General features: G+C 72.4%; 25 protein-coding genes. 11 read left to right on the top strand and 14 right to left on the bottom strand.

Annotation, left to right across the window (positions count from 1 at the left end; genetic code table 11):
• Positions 1 to 13 precede the first annotated feature (13 nt).
• Together PVK37_RS00325 and PVK37_RS00320 are read left to right on the top strand one after the other, a co-directional pair.
• Positions 14 to 1,156, top strand: a complete 1,143-nt coding sequence (locus PVK37_RS00325) for a DUF5925 domain-containing protein (protein ID WP_275031654.1) — start codon at positions 14 to 16, stop codon at positions 1,154 to 1,156.
• A 55-nt stretch (positions 1,157 to 1,211) separates the two neighbouring features.
• Complete coding sequence (locus PVK37_RS00320; protein WP_423791128.1) at positions 1,212 to 2,630, top strand: MFS transporter; 1,419 nt, start codon at positions 1,212 to 1,214, stop codon at positions 2,628 to 2,630.
• A gap of 341 nt (positions 2,631 to 2,971) precedes the next feature.
• Here the strand turns inward: PVK37_RS00320 and PVK37_RS00315 are convergent, their stop codons facing one another.
• The 5 genes from PVK37_RS00315 to PVK37_RS00295 all read right to left on the bottom strand — a co-directional run bounded on the left by PVK37_RS00315 (position 2,972) and on the right by PVK37_RS00295 (position 9,254).
• On the bottom strand, positions 2,972 to 4,642 hold the full coding sequence (locus tag PVK37_RS00315; RefSeq protein ID WP_275035304.1) for a glycoside hydrolase family 13 protein: 1,671 nt from the start codon (positions 4,640 to 4,642) through the stop codon (positions 2,972 to 2,974).
• Between the two features lie 80 nt (positions 4,643 to 4,722).
• Complete coding sequence (locus tag PVK37_RS00310; RefSeq protein WP_275031652.1) at positions 4,723 to 5,748, bottom strand: LacI family DNA-binding transcriptional regulator; 1,026 nt, start codon at positions 5,746 to 5,748, stop codon at positions 4,723 to 4,725.
• 66 nt (positions 5,749 to 5,814) lie between these two features.
• Positions 5,815 to 6,780 (bottom strand): carbohydrate ABC transporter permease, encoded by a 966-nt coding sequence (locus tag PVK37_RS00305; RefSeq protein WP_275031651.1) that lies wholly within the window; start codon positions 6,778 to 6,780, stop codon positions 5,815 to 5,817.
• 1 nt (position 6,781) lies between these two features.
• Positions 6,782 to 7,834, bottom strand: a complete 1,053-nt coding sequence (locus tag PVK37_RS00300; protein WP_275031650.1) for a carbohydrate ABC transporter permease — start codon at positions 7,832 to 7,834, stop codon at positions 6,782 to 6,784.
• A gap of 73 nt (positions 7,835 to 7,907) precedes the next feature.
• Positions 7,908 to 9,254: an ABC transporter substrate-binding protein gene (locus tag PVK37_RS00295; RefSeq protein ID WP_275031649.1), complete on the bottom strand. Its 1,347-nt coding sequence runs from the start codon at positions 9,252 to 9,254 to the stop codon at positions 7,908 to 7,910.
• 264 nt (positions 9,255 to 9,518) lie between these two features.
• On the opposite strand from PVK37_RS00295, the gene PVK37_RS00290 reads away from it, so the two are divergent.
• Complete coding sequence (locus tag PVK37_RS00290; RefSeq protein ID WP_275031648.1) at positions 9,519 to 10,295, top strand: peptidoglycan DD-metalloendopeptidase family protein; 777 nt, start codon at positions 9,519 to 9,521, stop codon at positions 10,293 to 10,295.
• Positions 10,296 to 10,409: 114 nt separating this feature from the next.
• Here the strand turns inward: PVK37_RS00290 and PVK37_RS00285 are convergent, their stop codons facing one another.
• The 5 genes from PVK37_RS00285 to PVK37_RS00265 form a co-directional block, all read right to left on the bottom strand.
• Positions 10,410 to 10,901, bottom strand: a complete 492-nt coding sequence (locus tag PVK37_RS00285; protein WP_275031647.1) for a TspO/MBR family protein — start codon at positions 10,899 to 10,901, stop codon at positions 10,410 to 10,412.
• A 145-nt stretch (positions 10,902 to 11,046) separates the two neighbouring features.
• A complete protein-coding gene (locus tag PVK37_RS00280) occupies positions 11,047 to 11,190 on the bottom strand; it encodes a GPGG-motif small membrane protein (protein ID WP_167179460.1) in 144 nt (47 codons plus the stop codon).
• A 41-nt stretch (positions 11,191 to 11,231) separates the two neighbouring features.
• Positions 11,232 to 11,954 (bottom strand): metallophosphoesterase family protein, encoded by a 723-nt coding sequence (locus PVK37_RS00275; protein ID WP_275031646.1) that lies wholly within the window; start codon positions 11,952 to 11,954, stop codon positions 11,232 to 11,234.
• 13 nt (positions 11,955 to 11,967) lie between these two features.
• Positions 11,968 to 12,243 carry a hypothetical protein gene (locus PVK37_RS00270; protein WP_275031645.1) on the bottom strand — a complete coding sequence of 92 codons (276 nt, stop codon included), beginning with the start codon at positions 12,241 to 12,243 and terminating at the stop codon, positions 11,968 to 11,970.
• Entirely contained in the window at positions 12,240 to 12,824 is a 585-nt protein-coding gene (locus PVK37_RS00265; protein WP_275031644.1) for a nucleotidyltransferase, read from the bottom strand. Before PVK37_RS00265 ends, PVK37_RS00270 begins: the two co-directional genes overlap by 4 nt.
• Before the next feature lie 184 nt (positions 12,825 to 13,008).
• On the opposite strand from PVK37_RS00265, the gene PVK37_RS00260 reads away from it, so the two are divergent.
• Positions 13,009 to 13,743 (top strand): dTMP kinase, encoded by a 735-nt coding sequence (locus tag PVK37_RS00260; protein ID WP_275031643.1) that lies wholly within the window; start codon positions 13,009 to 13,011, stop codon positions 13,741 to 13,743.
• A 163-nt stretch (positions 13,744 to 13,906) separates the two neighbouring features.
• On the opposite strand, the gene PVK37_RS00255 is transcribed toward PVK37_RS00260, so the two are convergent.
• On the bottom strand, positions 13,907 to 14,587 hold the full coding sequence (locus PVK37_RS00255; protein WP_275031642.1) for an SDR family NAD(P)-dependent oxidoreductase: 681 nt from the start codon (positions 14,585 to 14,587) through the stop codon (positions 13,907 to 13,909).
• Between the two features lie 112 nt (positions 14,588 to 14,699).
• On the opposite strand from PVK37_RS00255, the gene PVK37_RS00250 reads away from it, so the two are divergent.
• From PVK37_RS00250 to PVK37_RS00235, 4 genes are all read left to right on the top strand, one after another.
• Complete coding sequence (locus tag PVK37_RS00250; RefSeq protein ID WP_275031641.1) at positions 14,700 to 15,701, top strand: NAD-dependent epimerase/dehydratase family protein; 1,002 nt, start codon at positions 14,700 to 14,702, stop codon at positions 15,699 to 15,701.
• Between the two features lie 176 nt (positions 15,702 to 15,877).
• Positions 15,878 to 16,774: a MurR/RpiR family transcriptional regulator gene (locus PVK37_RS00245; RefSeq protein WP_275031640.1), complete on the top strand. Its 897-nt coding sequence runs from the start codon at positions 15,878 to 15,880 to the stop codon at positions 16,772 to 16,774.
• Positions 16,771 to 17,706 (top strand): N-acetylmuramic acid 6-phosphate etherase, encoded by a 936-nt coding sequence (gene murQ, locus PVK37_RS00240; RefSeq protein ID WP_275031639.1) that lies wholly within the window; start codon positions 16,771 to 16,773, stop codon positions 17,704 to 17,706. Before PVK37_RS00245 ends, murQ begins: the two co-directional genes overlap by 4 nt.
• Positions 17,707 to 18,158: 452 nt before the next feature.
• Positions 18,159 to 19,148 (top strand): sigma-70 family RNA polymerase sigma factor, encoded by a 990-nt coding sequence (locus PVK37_RS00235; protein WP_275031638.1) that lies wholly within the window; start codon positions 18,159 to 18,161, stop codon positions 19,146 to 19,148.
• Positions 19,149 to 19,258: 110 nt separating this feature from the next.
• Here the strand turns inward: PVK37_RS00235 and PVK37_RS00230 are convergent, their stop codons facing one another.
• The 3 genes from PVK37_RS00230 to PVK37_RS00220 form a co-directional block, all read right to left on the bottom strand.
• Positions 19,259 to 20,230 (bottom strand): C40 family peptidase, encoded by a 972-nt coding sequence (locus PVK37_RS00230; RefSeq protein WP_275031637.1) that lies wholly within the window; start codon positions 20,228 to 20,230, stop codon positions 19,259 to 19,261.
• A gap of 142 nt (positions 20,231 to 20,372) precedes the next feature.
• Positions 20,373 to 20,699 (bottom strand): DUF3817 domain-containing protein, encoded by a 327-nt coding sequence (locus PVK37_RS00225; protein WP_275031636.1) that lies wholly within the window; start codon positions 20,697 to 20,699, stop codon positions 20,373 to 20,375.
• Positions 20,700 to 20,725: 26 nt separating this feature from the next.
• Positions 20,726 to 21,259 carry a hypothetical protein gene (locus tag PVK37_RS00220; RefSeq protein WP_275031635.1) on the bottom strand — a complete coding sequence of 178 codons (534 nt, stop codon included), beginning with the start codon at positions 21,257 to 21,259 and terminating at the stop codon, positions 20,726 to 20,728.
• Between the two features lie 161 nt (positions 21,260 to 21,420).
• On the opposite strand from PVK37_RS00220, the gene PVK37_RS00215 reads away from it, so the two are divergent.
• The 3 genes from PVK37_RS00215 (at position 21,421) to PVK37_RS00205 (ending at position 22,781) form a co-directional block, all read left to right on the top strand.
• Complete coding sequence (locus PVK37_RS00215; protein ID WP_275031634.1) at positions 21,421 to 21,762, top strand: DUF6158 family protein; 342 nt, start codon at positions 21,421 to 21,423, stop codon at positions 21,760 to 21,762.
• Positions 21,762 to 22,100, top strand: a complete 339-nt coding sequence (locus PVK37_RS00210) for an SRPBCC family protein (protein ID WP_275031632.1) — start codon at positions 21,762 to 21,764, stop codon at positions 22,098 to 22,100. Before PVK37_RS00215 ends, PVK37_RS00210 begins: the two co-directional genes overlap by 1 nt.
• A gap of 141 nt (positions 22,101 to 22,241) precedes the next feature.
• The gene (locus PVK37_RS00205; RefSeq protein WP_275031631.1) at positions 22,242 to 22,781 is read left to right on the top strand and encodes a DUF1360 domain-containing protein; all 540 of its coding nucleotides are present in this window, start codon (positions 22,242 to 22,244) and stop codon (positions 22,779 to 22,781) included.
• Positions 22,782 to 22,838 lie beyond the last annotated feature (57 nt).

Genomic DNA, 22,838 nt, shown 5'->3' with positions numbered 1-22,838 from the left:
CGATTATCGACAGATGTCGTCGCTCGACCTGCCCACCCCACCCGCCGCTCCGGAGACCGCCCCGGCGTCGCCGGCCGTGCCGCAGACCGTCCCCGCGTTGCCGGCCGTGCTGCGTTACGACGACGCGGACACCCCCTGCGACGTCGTCGACGCGTTGGCGCTGGCCGACTTCATCACCGGACACCACCCCTGGTCGCACACCGTCCGGCTGCCCCGGGCCCGGCCCGACGCCGAACTGGTGCCGGCGGACGGCAAGCTGCTGCGGACCGCCATCGAGAGCCGGCAACGGTCCCAGCTCCTCGGCGGTGACGGTTGGACGGCCCGGGTGGTCGTCTGGAAGGGGTACGGCGCGGAGGTCACCGTCACCGCGGTCAGCGGTGAGGTCGGCCAGGCGGCGCTGGACCGGATCGTGGCCGGGGCCACCGACCGGGAGGACAGCGGGGTGGGCCGGATCGGGTTCTGGCACCAGAACCCGCGCCGGGGCGCGCAGCGGGACGTGCGCAGCGTCGCCACCCCCGACTGGGCCGACATCCGGGCCAACTACACCGCCGCCGCCCGGGACGCGCTGGAACGGCTGATGGCGGTCACCGCGGACGACGTGGTCGGCCGGCTGGTGCTGCTGCACGGCGCGCCGGGCACCGGGAAGACCACCGCGTTGCGCGCCCTGGCCCGCGCCTGGCGGCAGTGGTGCCAGGTGGACTGCGTCCTCGACCCGGACACCCTCTTCGCCGACGCCGGTTACCTCTCCGAGGTGGCCGTCGGGAACGAGGACGAACCGGACGGCGGCCCCCGCTGGCGGCTGCTGATCGTCGAGGACTGCGACGAGCTGATCCGGGGGGAGGCCCGGCAGGCGTCCGGTCAGGCGCTGTCCCGGCTGCTCAACCTCACCGACGGGCTGCTCGGCCAGGGCCGGGACGTGCTGGTCGCGATCACCACCAACGAGGACCTGTCCCGGCTGCACCCGGCGGTCACCCGGCCCGGCCGGTGCCTGGCCCGGGTCGAGGTGGGGCCGCTGTCGTACGCGGAGGCGACCGGCTGGCTGGGCCACGGCACCGGCGTACCGTCCACCGGGGCCACCCTCGCCGAGCTGTACGCGCTGCGGTCCGGCGCGGCCACCGAGCCGGTCGTCCGGCCGGAGATCGGCGGTTACCTCTGATCTCCCGCGCGTCGTCACCCGGTCGTTATCTGCTCCTGGTTCAGTGCCGGGAGTGATCACCACCAGCGAGCCCGCTCCCGTCCGCGGCGGTACCCGGGTGCACCGGCTGTACAGCGTCGTCGTGTTCGTGCTGCTCGCCTCGCTGGACAATGTGGCGATCGGTCTGGTGCCGCCGCTGTACGGCCCGATCGCCGGCTCGCTCGACGTGCCGCAGCGCCTGGTCGGCCTGGTCACCGCGGTGAGTTTCCTGGTCAGCGCGGTGGCCGCGGTCGGCTGGGCGTACGTCGGCGACCGGGCCAACCGCAAGCCGCTGCTGATGGTCGGCACCCTGCTCTGGGCGGCCGGTACCGCCGGCAGCGCCCTGGCGGTGAACTATCCGGCGTTCCTGGCGGCGCAACTGGTGGCGGCGGTCGGGCTGGGCGCGGTCGGGTCGGTCGGCTTCTCGGTGGTCACCGACCTGATCTCGCCGCGCCGCCGGGGGCTGGTGATGAGCTTCTGGGGGCTCTCCCAGGGCATCGGCACGCTGGCCGGCACCCTGGTCGGCGGGATCCTCGGCGCGGCCGACTGGCGGCGACCGTTCCTGCTGCTCAGCGTGGTCGGCCTGGCCGCCACGGCGGCGTACCTGTTCACCTACGACGTCCGGCGTGGACAGAGCGAACCGGAGCTGGCCGGCGCGCTCGCCCACGGGGCCGAGTACGACTACCGGATCAGCCGCGCCGACCTGCCCCGCATCCTGGACCGGCGGACCAACCGCTGGCTGATCCTCCAGGGACTGACCGCGCAGGCCGCGTTCGGTTCGCTGGTCTGGTTGCCGGTGCTATTCACCGAGCGGGCCCAGGAGCAGGGCTACTCGGCGGCCACCGCGATCGTGGTGGGCAGCGTCTTCGCCACCCTGTTCCAGCTGGGCGGGGTGTTCTCCATCGTCGGCGGGCTGGTCGGCGACGCGCTGCAACGGCGTACCCCACGGGGCCGGGCGCTGGTCGCCTCGGTCGGCATCCTCGCCGCCGTCCCGTTCTACCTGGTGCTGTTCTTCGTGCCGATCCGGATCGACGTGCCGGACGGCGCGGGCGCGGGCGCGGTGACCTCGGCCGTGCTGACCAGCGTGGTGACCGAGCCGACGGTCGGGTTGAGCCTGCTGGCCGCCGTGCTGGCGCTCGCCCTGACCTCGGCGAACTCGCCGAACTGGTTCGCCCTGATCGCCGACGTCAACCCGCCCGAGCACCGGGGCACCGTCTACAGCCTCGGCAACCTGGTCAACGGGGTGGGCCGGGCGGCCGGCAACGGTCTGGTCGGGGTGGCCTTCCACGCGCTGCGCGGGGCGTTCCCGCCGCCGTTGAACTTCGCGGTCGGGCTGGCCGCGTTCCAGTTGTTCTTCGTGCCGACCGGGATCATGTACTGGCTCGCCTCGCGGACCTCGCCCCGGGACATCACCGACGTGCGCACCCTGTTGCACACCCGCGCCGAACGGCTGTGACCGCCGGGCCGCCGCTCGCCCCGGCCACCGTCAGGCGCTCACCGTCAGGGCCGCGGACGGCGGCCCCCGCCTGAACCGGCACGGCGGCCCCCGCCTGAACCGGCACGGCGGCCCCCGCCTGAACCGGCACGGCGGCCCCCGCCTGAACCGGCACGGCGGCCCCCGCCTGAACCGGCACGGCGGCCCCCGCCTGAACCGGCACGGCGGCCCCCGCCTGAACCGGCACGGCGGCCCCCGCCTGAACCGGCACGGCGGCCCCCGCCTGAACCGGCACGGCGGCCCCCGCCCGAAGCAGCACGGCGGCCCCCGCCCGAACCGGGACGAGGGCCGCCGCGAGAACCTCAGGCGGTGCGGTACCAGACGGTGACGTCGGTGGGGACCAGGCCGTCGTCCAGCGGACCGCTGGCGTGCAGCGCCTCGGCGCCCGCCGGCAGCGGCACCGGTGCCGCGCCGAAGTTGGTCAGCACCCCGACGCCGCCGTTGCCGAAGTGCAGCACCTCGTCGCCGGCGGAGAGCCAGCGCAGGGTGCCCCGACCCAGGCCGTGTTCCCGGCGCAGCCGCAGCGCGGTGCGGTACACCTCGTACGTGGAGCCGGGCACCCCGCGCTGGCGGTCCAGCGCGTACTCGGCCCAGCTCGTCGGCTGCGGCAGCCAGCTCGTGTCGGTCGGCCCGAAGCCGTACGACGGGGCGTCGGCCTCCCACGGGATCGGTACCCGGCAGCCGTCCCGGCCCCGCTCGGTGTGCCCGCTGCGCTCCCAGGTCGGGTCCTGCCGGGCCTCGTCGGGCAGCGCGGTGTGCTCCGGGAGCCCCAACTCCTCGCCCTGGTAGAGGTACGCCGAGCCGGGCAGGGCCAGCATCAGCAGGGTGGCCGCGCGGGCCCGGCGCAGGCCGAGCGCGGCGTCCGGTTGCGGGTCGTCCGCGCCGATGCCGTTGGGTCGGGGCGTACCGACCGGCAGCCCCAGCCGGGAGGCGTGCCGGACCACGTCGTGGTTGGACAGCACCCAGGTGGTGGGCGCGCCGACCGCGTCGGTGGCCTCCAGCGAGCGGGTGATCACCGCGTACTGGGCGGGCGCGGTCCAGGCGGCGAGCAGGTACTCGAAGTTGAACGCCTGGTGCATCTCGTCGGGGCGGACGTAGCGGGCCAGCCGCTCGGCCGGCTCCACCCACGCCTCGGCGACCAGGATCCGGTCGTCGTAGCCGTCCAGCAGCCGACGCCACTCCCGGTAGATCTCGTGCACCCCGTCCTGGTCCCACATCGGCGGGCGGGGCCGGTCGGCGTCGGCGCCGGAGAGGATCTCCTGCGGTTCCTGCCAGTCGGCCAGGTCGGCCTGCTTGACGAGCCCGTGCGCCACGTCGACCCGGAAGCCGTCCACGCCCCGGTCCAGCCAGAACCGCAGTACGTCCAGGAACTCCGTGCGCACCTCCGGGTTGTCCCAGTTCAGGTCGGGCTGGGCGGTGTCGAACAGGTGCAGGTACCACTGGCCGGGGCGACCGTCCGGGTCGGTGACCCGGGTCCAGGCCGGTCCACCGAAGACGCTCTGCCAGTCGTTCGGCGGCTCGGCGCCGGCCGGTCCGCGACCGTCCCGGAAGACGTACCGCTGCCGTTCCGGGCTGCCCGGCGCGGCGGCGAGCGCGGCCTGGAACCAGACGTGCGCCGACGAGGTGTGGTTGGGCACCAGGTCGACGATCACCCGGATGCCGCGCGCGTGCGCGTCGGCGATGAGCCGGTCCGCGTCGGCCAGCTTGCCGAAGAGCGGCTCGACGTCCCGGTAGTCGGCCACGTCGTAGCCGGCGTCGGCCTGCGGCGACGGGTAGAACGGCGACAGCCAGACCGCGTCCACCCCGAGTTCGGCGAGGTGGTCGAGGCGGGCGGTGATGCCGGGCAGGTCACCGATGCCGTCGCCGTCGGAGTCGGCGAACGACCGGGGGTAGATCTGGTAGATGACGGCCTCGGTCCACCAGTCGGTGGCCGGACCACCGGCGGTTTCCTGGTCGTTGTGGTGGGTGTTCAGGGCGTTCTCCCGAATGTCGAGCCGGATTCGACCCCGGCCTGCCGCCGCGCTGCGGTCGCGCCGGGGCACACCGGACCCGTTCAGTCTGCCCTCGGTGGCGCGGTCGAATCACGTACGACCAGCCGGGTGGGAAGAATCACCGACGAGGCGGACCGGGGGAGCCGGGGGCTGCCGACGAGCGGGTCGAGCAGGATCCGGGCGGCCAGCCGGCCCTGTTCGGCGGCGGGCTGGGCCACCGTGCTGAGCCCCAGCACCACCGACAGGTCGTGGTCGTCGATGCCGATCACGCTGACGTCCTGCGGCACCCGCAGGCCGGCCTCGCGCAGCGCCCGCAGCGCACCCATCGCCATCTCGTCGCAGGCGGCGAAGACGGCGGTCGGCGGGTCGCCCCGGCGCAGCAGTTCCACGGTGGCCTGGTGGCCGCCGTCGATGGTGAACTGGCTCTCCACGTCCAGGCCGGGGTCGGGCATGATGCCGGCCGCCCGGAGCGCCTCCTGGTAGCCGCGCCGCCGGTCCAGGTGGGTGGTGAAGGCCAGTTCGTCCTCCGGGTCACCGGAGATGTGCGCGATCCGCCGGTGGCCGAGGCCGAGCAGGTGTCGGGTGGCGGCGTGCGCGGCGGCCACGTCGTCGATGCGTACGCACGGCCAGCCGGGCACCACGCTGCCGGAGCTGATGATCGCGCCGGGCAGGTCCAGCGCGGTGAGCGCGGTCAGGTCGGCGGCCCGCAGCGGGGTGGCGACCAGCAGGACCGCGTCGGCCCGCTTGTGCAGGTTGGCGGTACGCAGCACCCGCTGCCGGGTCTGTTCCCGGCCGCCGAGGTTGTGCAGCAGCAGGTCGTACCCGGCCGAGTGGAGGACCTCCTCGACCGCCTCGACGACGGTGGCGAAGAACCAGCGGGTGATCCGGGGGACCACCACGGCGACGGTGCCGGTGCGTCCGCCGGCCAGCCGGGACGCGCTCGGCGACACGGCGTAGTCGAGCTGCTCGGCGGCGGCGAGCACCCGCCGTCGGGTGGCCGCCGAGACGGTGGGGAGTCCGCGCAGCGCGCGCGAGACGGTGGCTGTGGATACCCCGGCGAGCCGGGCGACGTCATCGATCTTCGTCACGGTTCACCCGATCCGCCACGTTCGCCGCCGCCCGCGGTCCCGGCGGGCGGCGGCGGACGTCGGGGGTCAGCCCTTGACGCTGCCCGCGAGCAGGCCCCGCACGAAGTAGCGCTGCAGGGACAGGAACACGATCAGCGGTACGACGATCGACACGAACGCACCGGCGGTGAGCCGCTGCCACTCGTTGCCCCGGGTGCCGGCCAACTCGGCCAGCCGGACGGTGAGCGGCGCCGTCTCGTCCCCGCCCCCGGCGAAGATCAGCGCGACCAGCAGGTCGTTCCAGACCCACAGGAACTGGAAGATGCCGAAGGCCGCCAGCGCCGGGGTGACCAGCGGCAGCACGATGGTCCGGAAGATCTTCGGGTGGGTGGCCCCGTCGACCCGGGCCGCCTCCATCAGGTCTCTCGGCAGCTGCGAGATGAAGTTGTGCAGCAGGAACACCGCCAGCGGCAGCGCGAAGCAGGTGTGGGCGAACCAGACCTGCACGAACTTCTCCTCGTCGGCGAGGTCCCAGGCCGGCATCAGGGTGATGCCGCCGACGTTGACCCCGGTGGAGAAGAAGCTCAGCAGCGGCACCAGGGCCATCTGGAGCGGCACGATCTGCAACGCGAAGATGCCGATGTAGATCCAGTCCCGGCCGCGGAAGTTGATCCACGCCAGCGCGTACGCGGCGAGCGCGGCGAAGGCCAGCGGGAACAGCACCGACGGCAGCGTGATGACCAGCGAGTTGACGAAGTAGCTCGCCAACTGGCCGGACGAGGCGGACCGGCCGAAGAGCACGTCCTGGTAGTTCTCCAGGGTGAACTGCGGGTCGGTGAAGAACGTCCACCATCCGGTGGTCTTGATCTGGTCCTCGGGCCGGAAGGACGAGATGAACAGCCCGAAGGTGGGGATGGTCCAGACCACCGCGATGACGATCGACACCAGCGTGGCGGTTCGGCTGTTCAGCCGCTTGCGTACCCGGCCGGCAGCGGTCGTCGGCTTGGCGCCGGCCTGTGTGCCGGCGGCGACCGGGGGCGTGGTGGTGGTCATCTCAGCCCTCCCGCTGCTGCCGCAGGTTGCGGATCTGGTAGATCACGATCGGGATGACCAGGATGAAGAGGAAGACGGCCATGGCGGAGCCCTGCCCGGCCTGGCCGTACCGGAACGCCTGGTTGTACATCTCGTTCGCGATCACGTTGGTGTCGAAGTTGCCGTTGGTGGAGGTCCGGACGATGTCGAAGACCTTCAGCGTGGCGATCGAGATGGTCACCACCACCACGATCAGTGCCGGCCGGATGCTCGGCAGGGTGACCTGCCAGAACATCTGCCACGGGTTGACGCCGTCCAGCCGGGCCGCCTCGACGATGTCGGCCGGGATGGCCTTGATCGCGGCGGAGAGCACCACCATCGCGAAACCGGCCTGGATCCACACCATGATCACGATGAGCAGCAGGGTGTTCAGCGGGGACTCCAGCAGCCACTGCTTCGGCTCCCCGCCCAGGCTGACCACGATCTGGTTGAGCAGACCGATCTGCTCCTGTCCGTCACCCCGGTAGGCGTAGACGAACTTCCAGATGATGCTGGCCCCGACGAACGAGATCGCCATCGGCATGAAGATCAGCGACTTGGCCAGCGCCTCCATCCTGGCCTTGTCCACCAGCACCGCGTACAGCAGACCGATGGTGGTGGCGATCAGCGGGACGAGGAACACCCAGACCAGGGTGTTGGTCAGCACCCGGACGATCTCGTCCTGGGAGAAGAGCCAGCCGTAGTTGCGCAGCCCCACCCAGTTGTCGCTGCCGCCGTCCATGAACGACAGCACCGTGGTGCGGATGGCCGGGACGACCAACCCGATGAGCAGCAGCAGCACCGCCGGCAGCAGGAAGAAGACCGCGAACAGCCCCTCCCGCGGCTTCGTCCGGCTACGCGGGATCGGCGCGCCGCTGGCCGACGCGGCGACCAGTTGCGCCTCCCGACGGCGGGCGAACCAGGCCGGCACCGCGTCGAGCAGCAGGAGCAGGCCGCCCACCACCACGACGAAGGCCACCAGGCCGTACAGCAACATGACGAGCTTGGGTGACTCGTCGGCGAAGTCGAAGTTCATCCGTACTCCCAGGGGATCGCGGCCCGGTGCCGGCGGTCCGGTCCGCGGGGTGCGGACCGGACCACCGAGCGACTTACTTGGGCCAGCTGCTCTCGATGCTGTTGAGCACGGCCGTGGTGTCCTTACCGTTGATCCACTCGATCATCTGCTTCCAGAACGTCCCGGCGCCGACGGCACCCGGCATCAGGTCCGAGCCGTCGAAGCGGAAGACGGTCGTCTTGTCCTGGAAGATCTCCACGGAGAGCCGGTCGATCGGGTTGGCGACGTTCGCCACGTCGAGCTTGTTGTTCGCCGAGGCCCAGTTGCCCAGCTTGGCGCGGGAGTTGGCGTACTCACCGGAGGCGAGGTACGTCTGCACCGCCTGGACCTCCGGGCGGTCGGCGAAGGCGACGGTGAACTCGCCGCCACCCAGCACCGGCTTGCCCTGCGAGCCCTCGCGGGTCGGGAAGTAGAAGGCGAAGATGTCGCCGTCCTCGGCCACCTTGGTGCCCTCGGGCCACTGGTTCGCGTAGAACGAGCCCTGCCGGTGCATGGCGCACTTGTTCTGCAGGATCGGCGTGCCGGCCTCCTGGAAGGAGGTGGTGGCGATGCTCTTCACGCCGCCGAAGCCGCCGTTGACGTACTTCTCGTTCTTCAGGATGGTGCCGGCCAGGTTGACCGCCTCGGCGACCTTCGGGTCGTTGAACGGGATGCCGTGGGTGGTCCACTGGTCGTAGACCTCGGGGGTCTGGGTCCGGAGCATGAACTCCTCGATCCAGTCCGTGGCCGGCCAGCCGGTCGCGTCACCGGACTCGATGCCGACGCACCACGGCTTGGTGCCGTCCGCCGCGACCTTGTCGCTGAGCGCGACGAGCTGCTCCCAGGTGGTGGGGACCTCCCAGCCCTTCTCCTTGAAGGTCTTGGGGGAGTACCACACGAACGACTTCACGTTCGAGCCGAGCGGGGCGCCGTAGAACTGGCCGCCGACGGTGGAGTACTTCAGCCAGTCGGGCGAGTAGTTCTGCTCGGCCATCGTCTTGGTGTCGGCCGACGCCGGCTTGAGCTTGCCCGCCTCCGCGAACCGGGCCAGCAGACCGGGCTGCGGGATGAACGCGATGTCGGGGGCGTTGCCGCCGTCGACCCGCACCTGCAGCTGGGCCTCGAACTCGCCGCTGCCCTCGTAGTCGATCTCGATGCCGGTGCAGTCGACGAACTGCTCCCAGGACTGCTCGAGCAGGTCCGCCTCGGCGTCCCGGATCGACGCGTAGATCGAGACCTTCTTGCCGTCGTTGCCCTGGTACTTCTCGTATGCCGAGCACTCCGCCGAGCCGGCGTTGTTGCCGCTGTTGTCGTCGTCGCTGCCGCAGGCGGTGGCGGTGAGGGCCAGCCCCAGCGCACCGATGATCGCGATGGCCTGGCGTGGTCTGGCAGTGACCGCCATGCCGTCCTCCTTCTCTAGGTGGCGCGGTCGTCATCTGGTGACCTCGCCGAACCGATTGGGCGTCAACACATGTAAGCGCTTGCATCTACGCTGGTCCAGCCCGTATCGGACACGAGCGAGTAACAATCCAGAAACTCTCACCTTTACCTGGGCGCGCTCCCACTCGAGGAAACCTGGAAGATCCAATCGATCTCTTTCGACAGATGGAGTTTTCTGCCACCCTGACAGCTAGGCATGGAAAGCTTTCAACATAGGAGGATCTGGATGCGCAGACGGTTGCTCGGCCTGGTGGCGGCAGCGGGACTGCTGACCGCGATGGCGCTGGTGCCGGCGTCGCCGGCGATGGCGGCCCCCACCTTCAAGGTGCCGTTCAAGTGCGGTCAGTCCTGGTCCGGTCAGACCCGCACCAACCACAGCCCGCCGTACTCGATCGACTTCAACCGCACCGACGACCTCGGCGACCCGGTGGTCGCCAGTGCCCCCGGCACCGTCGACCGGGTCACCGACCTGGGCGGTACCAGCTACGGCAAGTACGTCCGGATCGCCCACAGCGGCGGATACCACACCTATTACGCGCACCTCAACGGCTTCAACGTCTCGGTCGGCCAGTCCGTCGGGTACGGCACCGTGATCGGATACGTCGGCAGCACCGGCGGCTCCACCGGGCCGCACCTGCACTACGAGCAGCGGCTCAACGGCAGCGACATCCAGATCCGGTTCAACGGGGCGCTGGCGCTGTACTGGGGCACCAAGACGTACACCAGCGACAACGGCTGCTCCAGCTCGACCGGCAACGGCACGGTCAACACCAGCGGCACCGCGCTGACCGTCCGCTCCGGGCCGGGCACCGGCTACACCGCGGTGGGTACCGTCGCCGACGGCACCCGGGTGACCATCCAGTGCCAGACCACCGGTACCAGCGTCACCGGCACCTACGGCACCAGCAACATCTGGGACAGGATCGGCTCCGGCCGGTACATCGCCGACGCCTACGTCTACACCGGCTACGACGGCTTCATCCCGAACGTACCGCGCTGCTGAACGGGCGCGGGACGGTCCACTGCCGGCGGAGCTGAGCCGACAGCGGACCACCGACGGCCGGCCCGGTGGCGAGTGCCCCCGCCACCGGGCCGGCCCCCGCCGGATCTCCCGGTGTCAGTTCATCCGCCAGATGGCGAGGTTGAGGGCGGCGGCGAAGGTCACCCACGCCCAGTAGGGGAGCATCAGCAGCGCCGCCGGCCGGGACAGCCGCCAGAACAGCGCGACGGTGGCCGCGATCAGCAGCCAGAGCACCACGATGTCGACGAAGGCCAGCCCGTAGCGGCCCGCGCCGAAGAAGATCGGGGTCCAGATCGCGTTCAGCACCAGCTGCGCCGTCCAGACCCACAGCGCCGGGCCGAAACCGGCCCGCCGCCAGACCAGCCAGCCGGCCACGGCGATCATGGCGTACAGCACCGACCAGACCGGGCCGAACAGCGCCGACGGCGGGGCCCAGGCCGGCTGGCGCAGACTCGCGTACTCGCCGGAGGTGTCCGACACGCCGAGCACGCCGATCCCGGCCGCGACGACCACCGCCGCGCCGAAGCCGAGCAGGGCCCACCAGGTCCGCGCCCCGTGCGTGCGGCGTACGTCGTGTGTCGTCGTCATGCCCGGAGAAGTCCCCGGGCCGGTGGTCCGGCAAACCCGCACACGGCGAACGCCGGGGTCGTCGGGTCCGGGGCTCCTGTCTGGGAGGACGGAGATTCGGATCCGACGACCCCGGCGGGTCCTCGGGGGACGGGTGGAACGGGCGTCAACTGAAGATGCTCACCCCGCCTGGGCCGACCAGCAGGCCCACCACGATGAGCACGACGCCCCACAGGATCTGCCGGCGGAACAGCGCGAGGATGCCGGCGACCACAAGTACGACTGCGAGAATCCAGAGAATCAGCTCCATGGCTGCTGAATACCCGGTGCGTCGATTCGGGAAACCTGGGCTCAGTCGACGTGGTTGCCGACGTGGAAGACGCTGTAGGCCTGCTTGATGACGGGGTGCGCGACGTTGCGGACCCGTACCCCGCCGGGCGTGGTGCCCCGTTCGCTGCCGGCGTGGGCGTGCCCGTGCAGCGCCAACGCGGTGGGCGCCGAGTCGATCGCCTGACCCAGCTGGTACGCCCCGAGGAACGGGTAGATCTCCGGTGGTTCCCCGGCCAGCGTGTCCGGTACGGGGGAGTAGTGGGTCAGCGCCACCAGGACGTCGCAGTCCAGGCCGCGCAGCGCCGCGCCCAACCGGTCGGCGCTGTCGGTGGTGGTACGGACGAACGCCTTCATCTCCGGCTCACCGAAGTCGCTGGCGCACCGGCCGGCGAACCCGCCGCCGAAGCCCTTCACCCCGGCCACCCCGAGTCGTCGGCCATCGATCTCCAGCACGGTCCCGTCGCCCTCCAGCACGGTGATGCCGGCGTCCTCCAGCACCTTGACCACCTGCGGCACCTGGTCGCACTGGTGGTCGTGGTTGCCGAGCACGGTGACCACCGGCACGCCCAGCCCACCGAACTCCTTGGCGACGCAGTGCGCCTCGCTCTCCGTGCCGTGCCGGGTCAGGTCCCCGGCGAGCAGCAGGACGTCGGCGCAGTCGGGCAGCTCCTCCAGCGCCGGTCGGAACCGGCCCACCACGTCCTGGTCGACGTGCACGTCGCCGACCGCGGCGATCCGGATCATGACGTAACCCCCCTCACGGCAGTTCCTCGAAGCCCGTCGGGGCCTGGGCCCGGGTCACCCCGATGTCGTTGGTCACCGCGACGTCCGGGAAGTTCTCGGTGACCCGGCGCAGGATCTCGTCCCGGCGGTGCGGGCTCTCCACCTCGCCGTACAGGACCAGGCCGTGCTCCCGGCGGACCACGGTGATGCCCTGCTCGGCGACGGCCGGGTCCTCGGTCAGCAGCCGCTGGATCTCGGCCTCGACGTACTCGTCCGGCGGTCCGGTGGCCGCCCTGAGGTGCTCGGTCACGGTTGCTCCCTTCCTTCCGGGGTGCCGGAGTCCGGCACCACGTCGAGTCGGTCCAGCAGCACCAGGAACGCCTCGGCGTACGGGGAGTGCTGGGTCTCCTTCCGTACCCGTTCCCAGTCGATCTGCTCCCGCAGCGAGCGGGCCAGGGGCAGCCCCCGGGCGAAGTCGCAGTAGTGCTGGGAGAAGCTGAGCAGCTTGTGCACCATCAGTTGGGTGGCCGACAGCACCGGCATGTGGATCGCGTCGACCGGCCGGACCACGGTGTCGGCGAAGGTCTCCTGGGTCACCGGGGTCTCGATCGGCCGGTGGATGAGGTCGACCATCCGCCCGTCGTCGTAGACCTTGACCAGCCAGTCCTCCGGGGGACGCTCGGCGGTGAAGCCCTCGGCCACCAGCGCGTCCAGGGCGGCGTCCACGTCCTCGTGCCGGATCAGGAAGTCGACGTCGTGCTCGCTGGAGTGCCCGCCGTGGGCGTAGACGGCGAAGCTGCCGCCGAGGGCGAAGGGGATGTCGGACTGCTTGAGCACGGCGGCGACCCGCTTGAGGGTGTGCAACAGGCTGGCGTCCCCGTTTTGGGCCATCGAAGTCTCCCCTGGGTCGGTGGGCGGACGGGCGGTCGCAATGAAGTTGCGTACCCGGCATTCCGATCGGCCACACCTGTCACCGACGCGGGCTCCGAGCGAAATGTACGGATGAAGCATCTCATGGTGGTCTTTGACCGTAGGCTACCTACATGTGAAGCGCTCGTCGGATATCCTCGGCAGGGTGGCCAGATCACTGCGGGCGCGGCGCGGCACGGCCCGGCTGCGCGCCGTCGCTCTGATCGGCATCGACGGCTCGGGCAAGACGACCCAGGCGCACCGGCTCGCCGACGCCCTCACCCTGGCCGGGCTGCCGGCCACCTACCACCGCAACGCCGGCGGACGGGCCTGGCTCGGCCGGCTCGCCCAGCGGCTCGGCCGGCGGGACGCCCAGGGGCTGCTCGGCCGCCGGGGCATGCTGGCCGTCGAGTCGGTGCTGCGCTGGCTCGCCATCGCGCGGGCCCTGCTCGGCGCGCTGCTCACCGGCCGGACGGCGGTGATGGACCGGTACGCCGTCTGCCAGTACGCCAGCATCCGGGCGCACGGCGGCGGACGCGGCGAACGGTCGGCCCGGTTCGCGTACCGGCTCTTCCCGCCGCCGCAGATCACCTTCCTGCTGGCGGTGGACCCGACCGAGGCGTACCAGCGGATCGAGCGGCGCGGCACCGACCACGAGCCGATCGGCTACCTGGTGGCCGCCGACGCGGCGTACCGGTCGCTGCCGGAGTTTTCCACCTTCGTGCTGATCGACGCGAACCGGACGCCCGACGAGGTGGCCCGTGAGATCCGCGCGCACCTGACCGCCTGGCTGCCGGCGACCGGGCCGAGCGTGCCGACCGGGCCGAGCGTGCCCCGGACCCGGCTGCTCACCCCCCGCCGACCCACCCCGACCCGCCCGGCCGCCCCCGCGCACTCCTGACCACCCGGCAGCCCGCCCCGGCCGTCCCGCTGCCCGCCGGTCGTCTCCAGGACGCGCCGGCCATCGGGCCGGTCCGCCGTGTCACCGTCCCGTCGTCCCGTCGTCCCGTCGGCCGTTCCCGGTCGTCCGTGGGCCGGCCGTTCCCGGGCGCCGATGGGCCGGGTCAGGCCCGGCCGTAGACCGGGACGGCCGCCCCGCTGGTCGGTGCGGACTCGTCACCGGCCAGGAACCGCACCACGGACGCGATCTCGGCCGGGTCGACCCAGCGACCGTGGTCGGCGTCCGGCTGGGCGGCCCGGTTGGCCGGGGTGTCGATCACGCTCGGCAGCACGGTGTTGCAGCGCACCCCGGCGTGCCGGTACTCCACCGCGACCGCGTTGGCGAAGGCCAGCACGGCGGCCTTGGCGGTGACGTATCCGGCCACCCCGGGGAAGGGCGCGAGCGCGGCCCGCGCCGACACGCAGACCACCGCGCCGCCCCCGGCCGCCGTCAGCGCGGGCAGCGCCGCCCGGGTGACCAGGTACGTGGGACGGAGGTTCAGGGTGAGCATCCGGTCGAAGTCCTCGACCGGCGTCTCGTGCACCAGCCCACCGCTGGCGTACCCGCCGACCAGGTTGACCACCGCCCGCAACGGCGCACCCGGGTCGCCCGCCGCCACCGCCACCGCCCGGTCCGCCCCGGCCGGATCGGTGAGGTCCACCGTGACCACCGTCGGCCCGTCGCCGGGGCCGGTGGGATGCCGGTCGGCCACCACCACCCGCCAGCCCGCCGCGACGAACGCCGCGGTCACCGCGCCGCCCAACCCACCCGTGCCGCCGGTCACCAGTACGCTCCGCTCCGCCATGCGGCACACGCTAGCGCCAGCGTCGTGGACACGGTTGCGCTCACGGCGTAACGCTTCTGCCCAGGGCTAACCAGACTGGTCAGCCGCTCCCGCCCGGTCGAGCATCGTCGCCATGCGACTGCTCATTCTCGGTGGTACCCAGTTCCTCGGCCGGGCGGTGGCCCGGCTCGCCCACGCCCAGGGACACGACGTCACCTGCGCCGCCCGGGCCGTCTCCGGCCGGCCGGTGCCGGGCGTCCGCTTCGTCGCCGTGGACCGCGACCACCCGGCCGGGCTCGCCCCGCTCGACGGGGAGCGGTTCGACGCGATGATCGACGTGACCCGTCGGCTCGACCACGCCCGGCACGCGGTGGCATCCCTGGCCGACCGGGTCGGCCACGTCGGCTTCGTCTCCAGCATCTCGGTGTACCCGCTGGCGGTCCCGCCCGGCGGCACGGTGGCCGACACCCCGCTGCTGCCCCCGGCCCCGGCCGAGGTGGTGGCACCCGGGCCGAACTTCGAGCTGTACGGCGAGCTGAAGGTCAGCATCGAACGGGAGTACGCGCAGGCGTTCGAACGACTCTTCGTCTGCCGGGCCGGGCTGATCATCGGCCCCGAGGACCCCAGCGACCGCTTCCCGTACTGGGTGCGCCGGCTGGCCGCCGGCGGCGAGGTGCTGGCGCCCGGTCGGCCGGACGTGCCGGTGCAGGTGGTCGACGTGGCGGACCTGGCGGCCTGGCTGCTGCACGCCGCCGCGACCGGTCTGACCGGCACCTACGACGGCATCGGCGCGGCGCAGCCGCTGGAGGCGGTGCTGCGTGACGTCGCGGTCGGGGTCGGTGCGCCCGGTCCGGCCCTGACCTGGGTGCCGGACGAGTTCCTCCTGGCCCGGGAGGTCCGACCGTGGTCGGGGGTGGGTTCCCTGCCGCTCTGGACCGGCGACAGCGGGTTCGGTGGGCTGCTGGACCGGGACGCCCGTCCGGCGCTCGGATCGGGGCTGGTCACCCGGCCGGTGGCGGAGAGTGCGCGGGCGACCCTGGCCTGGATGACGGAGTCTCCCGGGGCCGTCAAGCAGGGCGGTCTCGACCCGGCGGAGGAGGCGAGGATCCTTCGGGAATGGCACGCTGCCAGCTAGCGGGGTAATCCGCTCGCCGCTCGGGGGTAACCCGCTCGAGGGTACTTTTCCCGATAAGCCGGATCGTGGTTGACGCCTACGCCTGATGAAAGTAAGTTTCATCCGTGGCGAAGAGTCCGAAGATTTCCGCGAGGAGCGAGCCTGTCGGCTCGGCGAGAAACGAGCCGGGCGGTTCGGTGAGCCAGAGTCACGAGACCGGCGGCCTGATCGTCCACATCAGCGGCCTGCTCCCGTCGCTCTCCCCGGCCGAGCAACGCGTCGCCCGACTGGTCGTCGCCAACCCGGCCGACGCCGCCCGCCGGACCATCACCGACCTCGCCACCGCCGCCGAGACCTCGGAGGCGACCGTGATCCGGTTCTGCCGCTCCGTCGGCATGGACGGCTACCCGCAGCTGCGGATCCGGCTCGCCGCCGAGGCGGCGCGCCGGATCGAGCCGCCGGACGCCCGGGTGGTCGGTGGCGACATCCCGCCCGGGGCGGACCTCGCGCAGATCATCGCCACCATCGCCTTCAACGACGCCCGCGCGGTGGAGGAGACGGCCGAACAGCTCGACCCGGCGGTCTGCGAGCAGGTGGTGGAGGCCATCTCGCACGCCGGCCGCATCGACATCTACGGTGCCGGGGCGAGCGGCTTCGTCGCCTCCGACTTCCAGCAGAAGCTGCACCGGATCGGTCGCACCGCCTTCTACTTCCCCGACGTGCACACCGCGCTCACCTCGGCCGCCCTGCTCGGCAAGGGCGACGTGGCGGTCGGCATCTCACACACCGGCACCACCTCCGACGTGATCGAGGTGCTGGAGCAGGCCCGCGCCCGGGGCGCGCTCACCGTCGCCCTCACCAACTACCCCCGCTCGCCGATCGCCGAGGGCGCCGACTTCGTGCTGACCACGGCGGCCCGCGAGACGACGTACCGGTCCGGGGCGATGGCCAGCCGGCTCGCCCAGCTCACCGTGGTCGACTGCCTCTTCGTCGGGGTGGCCGCCCGCAACCGGGCCCGGGCCCGCAAGGCCCTCGAGGTCACCGCCGAGGCGGTCAAGTCGCACCGGGTCGGTGCCAGCCGGAGGCGGGGATGACGACCGACCAGGTGCCCTCCGAGGTCCGGCCGGTGGTCCGCGTCGGCGCGCCCACCGAGCTACGCAACCCGCTCAGCGCCGACCTCGATCTGCTGTCGACCCGGGACATGCTCACCGTCATCAACGACGCGGACCGCCGGGTGCCGGCGGCCGTCGCCGGGGTGCTCGACCAGACCGCCGCCGCGGTGGACCTCGCGGTGACCGCGCTGCGGGCCGGCCGGCGGGTGCACTACTTCGGCGCGGGCACCTCCGGCCGGCTCGGGGTGCTCGACGCGGTCGAGCTGATCCCCACCTTCAACTCGCCCCGGCACTGGTTCTGCGCGCACGTCGCCGGTGGCCGGGACGCGATGTGGCAGGCGGTGGAGGACGCCGAGGACGACCACCGGGCCGGTGCCGCCGAGGCGACCGACTGCGTGGGCGCCGGTGACGTGGTGGTCGGGCTGGCCGCCAGCGGGCGCACCCCGTACGTTCTCGGGGCGCTGGCCGCGTCCCGGGCCCGGCAGGCCGCGACGGTGCTGCTCTGCGCCAACCCGGAGGCCGAGGCCGCCCGGGAGGTGGACGTGTTCATCGGGGTGGACACCGGCCCGGAGGTGATCACCGGGTCGACCCGGATGAAGGCGGGCACCGCGCAGAAGCTGGTGCTGAACGCGTTCTCCACGGCGGTCATGGTCCGGCTCGGGCGGGTCTACTCGAACCTCATGATCGACGTGGTGGCGACCAACGCCAAACTACGCGGTCGGATGATCACCATTCTGGTCGAGGCCACCGGATGCAGTGAGGAACTCTCCCGGCGGGCCCTGCACGAGGCCGACGGCGACCTGAAGACCGCCCTGGTGTCACTGGTCTCCGGGGCGGCCGTCACCGAGGCCCGGGACGCCCTAGCCCGCTCCGACGACCAGGTACGCGACGCGCTCGCGCTGCTCGCCTCCTGACCGCCCCACCGCCCACCGCCCGCGCCCGTGCGGGCCGCCGTCACCGCCCACCCGGCGACCACATCCACGGTGTGGCGGTGCGGGGGCGGATACTTCACCGGGGCGCGGGGTAATCCTGAGCACATGGATGAACCGACCACCCCTGCGACGCGTATCTCCCAGTGACCAGGATCGCAGCCGACCGGTGACGTGGGTCGCTGTGCGTGGGGGGTACGCGATGATTCGCTGCCCACCAGCGGACGAGCAGTCCCGTCGCCATTCTCCGCTGCCCACCGGCAGGCCGCCGGACGGGGTGCTGACAGCAAACGTCGATCGTGCTTTCAGCTGACACTCAGGCACTCGTGACAGTTTCGACTCATGACATGGAATCCCCGGCGCGTCCCATCTGTTGTGTAGGTGTCAGCACCGGTGGGCACAGCGGAGATTACGGGGGAGGGCTGATGGACGTGGGGATGGCAAGGAACCGGGTGACCGGCGCGAGCGAGGGGACCGTGGGCAACGTGGACAAGAACATCGGCATGCGAACCGACGAGGTTGCCGAGGAGCGCGACCTGGTCGGCGTCTACCTTCACGAGATCTCCCGGACGCCGCTGCTGGACGCCGCCAAGGAGGTCGAACTCTCCAAGGCGATCGAGGCCGGCCTCTACGCCGAGCACCTGCTCGTCGAGGACCGGATCCCGGTCGGCGTCGGCCGGGACGAGCTGGAGCGGCTGGTCGCCGAGGGGGAGCGGGCCAAGGACCTGTTCATCCGGGCGAACCTGCGGCTGGTCGTCTCGATCGCCCGCCGCTACGTCCGCTCCGGAATGCCCATGCTGGACCTGATCCAGGAGGGCAACACCGGTCTGGTCCGGGCGGTCGAGAAGTTCGACTACGAGCGGGGCTACAAGTTCTCCACCTACGCGACCTGGTGGATCCGGCAGGCGATCAGCCGGGCGATCGCCCAGCAGGAGCGCACCGTACGACTGCCGGTGCACCTGGTCGAGGACGTCAACCGGATGCGCAACGTGGCCCGTCAGCTCACCCGTGAGCTGGGCAGCGACCCGGAGCCGGAGCAGATCGCGGCGGCCCTCGGCGTCACCGTCGAGCGGGTCAACGAGCTGGTCCGCTGGTCGCAGGACACCGTCTCGTTGGACACCCCGGTGGGCGACGACGGCGACACCAACCTCGGTGACCTGGTGGCCGACAGCGACGCCCCCTCGCCGGAGGAGATCGTCCTCACCGGCCTGGAGCGGCAGCGGATCGAGGGCCTGCTCAACCACCTGGACGACCGGTCCGCCGGCATCATGCGGGCCCGGTACGGCCTGGAGGACGGGCGGGAGCACTCGCTGACCGAGGTCGCGTCGCGCTTCTCGCTCTCCCGGGAGCGGATCCGGCAGCTGGAGATCCAGGCGCTCGGCCGGCTGCGTGAGCTGGCCCGCGCGGAAGGGCTCCAGGCGGCCTGATCCGGTAGGAACGACCACGTCCGGCCGGCGTCCCGAGATGGGACGCCGGCCGTTCGTCGTGTCCGGGGTCATCAGCGGGCCGCCCCGCTGCCGGTCCGTCGGCGGCACGCTCAGCGGACCCGGCCGTACCCGTACGGGGGCAGCAGGTCGACGTCGCGGATCTCCACGTTGCGGCCGAAGGTCGGCGCGTGGATCACCTTGCCGTCGCCGACGTACAGCGCCACGTGCCCGAGACTGCGGTAGAAGACCAGGTCGCCGGGGCGCAGGTCGGCGCGGCCGATCCGGGCCACCACGTTCCACTGCATCGCGGTGTTGTGCGGCAACGACTTCCCGGCGGCCCGCCACGCGGCCGAGGTCAGCCCGGAACAGTCGTACCCGTCGGGGCCGTCCTCGCCCCACCGGTACGGCTTGCCCAGCGCACCGTACGCGTACCGCACCGCGACGCCGGCCTTCCCGGAGGCGGCGGGCGTCTTCGGCGCGGCGGCCGGCTTCGGCTTCGGTTTCTCGGTGGCCGACCCGTACGCCTGGCGGCGCAGCTCGTACAGGCGGCTCAGGTCCTTCTCGATCTTCTTCCGGCCGGCGGCCAGCTCGCGGGCCTGGGCGGCCTGCCGGGCCAGGGTGGCCTCCAGCCGGGCCTTGGTGTCCAGCAGCTGCCGCTGGGTCGTGCTCAGTCCGGTGATCTGCTGTTCCCGGTGCCGGGCGAGCTGGTCGAGGGTGCCGAGCCGGGCCAGCAGCTCGGCCCGGTCGTCGGTGCGCAGCAGCACGTCGGCGGTGCCCAGACCACCGGTCTTGTACGCGGTCACCGCGTACCGGCCGACGTCGGCGCGGCCCTGCTCGACCTGCTTCTCCAGCGGCCCGATCCGGGCCTCCAGCTTCGCCACCGCCGCCCGGTTGGCCTTGATGTCCTCGTTGAGCTTGTTCCAGGACTCGACCACCCGTTCCAGCTTTGTCGAGGACGCCTCGATCTGCCGGGTCAGCTCCGCCGGTGTCGGCTCCGCGCGGGCCACCGCGCCGGGCGCGAGCAGGGCGGCGACCAGACCGCCGACGACCAGGGACCGCAGCAGGATCCGTAACGACGACACGAGTGGCCGGCTCCTCTCCCGGGGGGCACCACCGGGGACGTCCGGCGGCAGCGGTGGAGCGGGACCTCCACCGGCGTACCAACCTAACCCGGGACGGGAGTCGACCGCCGGGAAGCCCGGGACGGACGGGACCGGTGGGACGTCAGCCGGCGACCGGTTCCGGGGTGCGGGCCGGGTCGGCCGTCACCCAGCGGCTCACCCGACGCTCCGCGTAGAAGGAGACGAACGGCACCGTACCGGCGAGCATCACCAGCGCCATCCGCTTCAGCGACCACTCGGCCCGCCGGGCCAGGTCGAAGGCGGCGACCAGGTAGACCATGTACAGGAAGCCGTGCGCCGGACCGATCGTCTCGACCACGACCGGCTCGTCGAAGCCGTACTTCAGCGGCATGCCGATCACCACCAACAGGATCAGCACCACGCCCACGATCCAGGCGATCACGCGGTACCGGGTAAGGGCTGCGCGCACGGTTCGTTCCGTCCTTCCGCTCCGGCTCAGCCGGGGTAGTCACCGGGCCGGGCGCCCGGATTGGCGTTCAACCATGACAGGTAGTGGTTGTACGCGGCCAGGTCGGCGTCCTCACCGTCGGCCGCCGGTACGGTCGCCCGGACCACCCGCACCGGTCGGCGTACCACCGGCGGGCCGGTCGGGGCCGGCTCCGGCGCGCCCGGCGTGCTGCCGGACGGGACCGGCCCCGGGTTCCCGGGGGCGCCGGGCCGGGCCGGGGCGTCGGCGGCCGGGCCGCCCGGGGCTGCGCCGGTCGACCCCGCGCCGGGGCCGTCCGCTGGGCCGTCGGGCTCGCCGGGCGGGCCGGCGTCCTCCCGCAGGGTGTGCCGGATCTCCCGCCACCACACGAAGACCACGAAGGCCGCGAAGATCGGCCACTCCACGGCGTAGGCCCAGCTCGACGAGTTGCCGCCGGCGGTGGCCCGGCTGATCTGCCACCAGCCCAGCGCGCAGAACCCGACGACCAGCACGACCATGGCCACGTGGCGGGCGATCCACGCCGGTGTCCAGAGCCGCTTCATGGCATCGAGGGTACCGGGGCCGCCCGGCGTCTCCGACACGGCGTCGTAGCCGGGTGTCCCGGTGACCGGGGAGCAGACCAAGCCGGACGACCGTTGGTTTGGTGTCCGCCCGTGTGGGCATCCGTCTAGCTGCCGGCCCATCCGAGACCAGGGAGGCGACGATGACCGGATCGCTACGACCTGACGGGTTCCCGCCGCGCGGCGCGGCGGTGGACAGCCCGGAGCAGCGGCTGCCCGAGTGGGACGGTGACCATCTGCACGACATGGCCGCCGTCGACGCCGACACCGACAGCGAGCTGCTCGGCATCGACCCCGCCGAGCTGGGGGACGAGGATCTGATCCGCGAGATGCACAGCCTGCACCGCACCCGGCTGGACACCCTGCGGCACGCGGCGGACTCCGCGCTCGCCAACCACCTGCGGCGGACCGCCGAACTGGAGACGGAGTACCTGGCCCGCCATCCGGGCCGGGAGGTCGACCCGAGTCGGCTGCGGGACGCCTGATGGCGCACGTCGAGCGGGGCATGTCGGCGCCACCGGAGGTGGTGTTCAGTACCGCCACCGATCCGGACCGGGCGGCGGCCTGGCTGCCGGAACCGCTGCGTACCGACGGCGACCAGCGCCCGGAGGTCATGCCGGAGGGGCTGCGGGCCCGGTGGAGCAGCGCCGCGAACCCCGGCTGGTCGGCCGAGATCGAGGTGGAGCCGGCCGACGCCGGGGGTGCCCGGGTCCGGCTGGACCTGGCCGGCGACTCCGCCGAGCGGCGCGCCGACGAGGCGCTCGCCGACCGGACCCTGGCCAACCTCGCCCGCGAGGTGGCCGACAACCTGACCGCCGGCTGACCCGGCCCCGACTGAACCGGCGAGCGGCTGCTCCGGCCCGCGACCGGACCGGCTCCCGGCTGATCCGGCGAGCGGCCGGGCCCGCCCGGGACGGTCGGCGGCCGTCCACCCGCCCGACCCCATCGACGCAAGGAGAAACTTGTGACCCGGAGTGGCCTGAAGGAGAGGGTGGCGCGGCTGCGCCGGGCGTACGCGCCGCACGAGCACCGACCGCTGGACGGTTACCTGGCGGCGATGGGCACCTACGCCGCCGTCACCGCCTCGATCGCCGCGCTGGTCAAGGCGACCGGCCGGCCGGTGCCGGAGCGGCCCGCGCCGGCCGACGTGGTGCTGCTCGCCGTCGCCACCCACAAACTGAGCCGGCTGCTCTCGAAGGACGCGGTGACCAGCCCGCTGCGGGCCCCGTTCACCCGGTACGAGAAGCCGATCGGCAGCGGTGAGGTGATGGAGGAGGTACGGGACTCCGGCAGCGCCACCCGGCACGCCATCGGGGAGCTGCTGAGCTGCCCGTTTTGCCTGGCGGTCTGGGTCGCCACCGGGCTGACCGGGGGTCTGGTCCTCGCGCCCCGGCTGACCCGGCTGGTCGCCACCGCGCTGACCGCGGTCGCCGCCTCCGACTTCCTCCAGATGGGGTACGCCGTCGCGCAGCAGGCCGCCGAGGGGGACCGGCACCGGGACTGAGCGCCGGGGAACGCGAGAAGGGGAGGGAGCCGTGGCTCCCTCCCCTTCCGGCCGGTA

Source organism: Micromonospora cathayae (genome assembly GCF_028993575.1).
Taxonomy (GTDB): Bacteria; Actinomycetota; Actinomycetes; order Mycobacteriales; family Micromonosporaceae; genus Micromonospora; species Micromonospora cathayae.
Note: the sequence above shows the minus strand (reverse complement) of the source record. Positions and strands in the feature narration are given on the sequence as shown.

Bases quoted from the DNA above. Each gene is read 5' to 3' on its own strand.
- PVK37_RS00325 (WP_275031654.1), top strand. From the start codon at position 14: ATGTCGTCGCTCGACCTGCCCACCCCACCCGCCGCTCCGGAGACCGCC.
- PVK37_RS00305 (WP_275031651.1), bottom strand. From the start codon at position 6,780: ATGACCACCACCACGCCCCCGGTCGCCGCCGGCACACAGGCCGGCGCC.
- PVK37_RS00300 (WP_275031650.1), bottom strand. From the start codon at position 7,834: ATGAACTTCGACTTCGCCGACGAGTCACCCAAGCTCGTCATGTTGCTG.
- PVK37_RS00295 (WP_275031649.1), bottom strand. From the start codon at position 9,254: ATGGCGGTCACTGCCAGACCACGCCAGGCCATCGCGATCATCGGTGCG.
- PVK37_RS00290 (WP_275031648.1), top strand. From the start codon at position 9,519: ATGCGCAGACGGTTGCTCGGCCTGGTGGCGGCAGCGGGACTGCTGACC.
- PVK37_RS00285 (WP_275031647.1), bottom strand. From the start codon at position 10,901: ATGACGACGACACACGACGTACGCCGCACGCACGGGGCGCGGACCTGG.
- PVK37_RS00280 (WP_167179460.1), bottom strand. From the start codon at position 11,190: ATGGAGCTGATTCTCTGGATTCTCGCAGTCGTACTTGTGGTCGCCGGC.
- PVK37_RS00275 (WP_275031646.1), bottom strand. From the start codon at position 11,954: ATGATCCGGATCGCCGCGGTCGGCGACGTGCACGTCGACCAGGACGTG.
- PVK37_RS00265 (WP_275031644.1), bottom strand. From the start codon at position 12,824: ATGGCCCAAAACGGGGACGCCAGCCTGTTGCACACCCTCAAGCGGGTC.
- PVK37_RS00255 (WP_275031642.1), bottom strand. From the start codon at position 14,587: ATGGCGGAGCGGAGCGTACTGGTGACCGGCGGCACGGGTGGGTTGGGC.
- PVK37_RS00250 (WP_275031641.1), top strand. From the start codon at position 14,700: ATGCGACTGCTCATTCTCGGTGGTACCCAGTTCCTCGGCCGGGCGGTG.
- murQ (WP_275031639.1), top strand. From the start codon at position 16,771: ATGACGACCGACCAGGTGCCCTCCGAGGTCCGGCCGGTGGTCCGCGTC.
- PVK37_RS00235 (WP_275031638.1), top strand. From the start codon at position 18,159: ATGGCAAGGAACCGGGTGACCGGCGCGAGCGAGGGGACCGTGGGCAAC.
- PVK37_RS00220 (WP_275031635.1), bottom strand. From the start codon at position 21,259: ATGAAGCGGCTCTGGACACCGGCGTGGATCGCCCGCCACGTGGCCATG.
- PVK37_RS00215 (WP_275031634.1), top strand. From the start codon at position 21,421: ATGACCGGATCGCTACGACCTGACGGGTTCCCGCCGCGCGGCGCGGCG.
- PVK37_RS00210 (WP_275031632.1), top strand. From the start codon at position 21,762: ATGGCGCACGTCGAGCGGGGCATGTCGGCGCCACCGGAGGTGGTGTTC.